The sequence below is a fragment of the Enterococcus raffinosus genome (assembly GCF_018917525.1).
GTDB classification, from domain to species: Bacteria; Bacillota; Bacilli; order Lactobacillales; family Enterococcaceae; genus Enterococcus_A; species Enterococcus_A raffinosus_A.
In genome coordinates this window covers 1-1,612 of the sequence record NZ_JAHLOS010000090.1, presented here as the reverse complement: position 1 = coordinate 1,612, position 1,612 = coordinate 1, and the positions used below count along the sequence as shown (strand labels likewise).

Annotated in this window: 2 protein-coding genes; both read left to right on the top strand. The window is 38.0% G+C overall.

Annotated elements, in window-relative coordinates; all coding sequences use genetic code 11:
• Positions 1-161 precede the first annotated feature (161 nt).
• On the top strand, positions 162-1,157 hold the full coding sequence (locus KQI58_RS22380) for a DUF916 and DUF3324 domain-containing protein (RefSeq protein WP_216411139.1): 996 nt from the start codon (positions 162-164) through the stop codon (positions 1,155-1,157).
• A 14-nt stretch (positions 1,158-1,171) separates the two neighbouring features.
• Complete coding sequence (locus KQI58_RS22375; protein ID WP_216411138.1) at positions 1,172-1,525, top strand: LPXTG cell wall anchor domain-containing protein; 354 nt, start codon at positions 1,172-1,174, stop codon at positions 1,523-1,525.
• Positions 1,526-1,612: the final 87 nt, after the last annotated feature.

Genomic DNA, 1,612 nt, shown 5'->3' with positions numbered 1-1,612 from the left:
CATCATTTTTAACCCCTCCTTTACTGGACTTCTCTCTTTTAAGTATAACTTGAAAAAAGCAAAAAAAGAGGCACAAATTCGAACTGTTCCGAGTTTGTGCCTCTTTATAAAAATCAAGTGCCTTAAGTTAATGACATTGGAAGAGATTCCCCCTCTTTTTTATTCTTTGTTTTGTTAGCTTAACAGTTCTTTTTTTACCAACTCATACTTTGGCTGAAGAAAACAACACGACAAATAAGGTCAGCTTTGATGCTCAAGCAGTTTTACCTGAGAATCAGCAATCTGAGGCTAGCTATTATGATCTGAAGGTGCAGCCTGGTGCTGAGCAGGAATTAACACTAAAGCTGCAAAATACAAGTGAAAAGCAGATTCAGGTCATGGTTGAGGGAAATAACGCCATTACTAATAAAAATGGTTCAATTGATTATTCAAAGCATGGTGCCAAGCTAATTGGTGGACCATCTTTTGAAGAACTCATCTCTGAGCCGCAGACAGTTACGCTGAAGCCAGGAGAAGCGCGGGATGTAAGCTTTCAATTAAAGGTTCCTGCTGAAGGATTCGATGGAACGATTCTAGGCGGCTTTTATTGCTATGAAGATACGAAAGGGCAAGAAAAAAAAGATGAAGGATTCAGCCTCAAAAATAAATTTGCCTATACTATTGGTGCCAAACTCAGCTGTTCAGATAAAGAGCTCCAACCAGGATTGGCTTTAACAAAAGTGACTCCAGGATTAGACAATGGTTATTTGACAGTATTTGCTGAGATGGAAAATACGCAGCCCATACTCATGAGCAAATTGGCTATGCATGCGACGGTGACAAAAAAAGGTCAAAAGGACATACTAAAAGTCTTAGATAAAAAAATCTCCTTTGCACCGCGAACCAACTTCCGTTTGCCGATCAGTTGGAATAACGAGCCTCTTAAAAAAGGCAAATATGAACTAACAATGCATTTAAAAAATGATGCAGGAAAGAAATGGGTGTTTAGAAAAGAGTTTGAAATCAAAGGTACGGATGAAAAATTGAATAAGCAAGCAGTAGAAGTAAAAGATACAAAGGATTATAGCTGGCTGCTTTATTTAATAGGGATCGTATTCTTGGGAATCATTCTGGGTTTAATCGTGTATATTTACAAATTAAAAAGTAAAGATCGATAGAGCGGGGGAGAGAAATGAAAAAAGTATTAAGCTTTTTGCTTTTGGCGTTATTGATAGGGGTATCTATGCCAGCAGAAGCTGCTGAGCAAGCCAAAAGCGAAGCGGGTATAACATTTTATCAACCTAGTAATAAAAATCAAACGATACCAATGGAAAAGGTATCGATGAACGATTCCCAAAATGACGCACCTCAAATGGGGGCAGTCGCAACAGGATCAGGTTCTAAAATGTACCCAAAAACAAATGAAGAAAAATCTTTTTTATTCGGAGGAATCGGCCTGCTGATGTTATGTTTGTTTTTCATTATGGCTGTTGCGAAAAATAAGTTGAATGATAAGTCTAGTGGTAATAAGTCAAGAGTAAAGTAACACGTTTTCTACCCTAAAGAACTGAAAGAAGGTGCACTCAAAAAAGCCTAGCCTAATGAAGCGTTTTCACAGGCTGAGTTCAAAGAG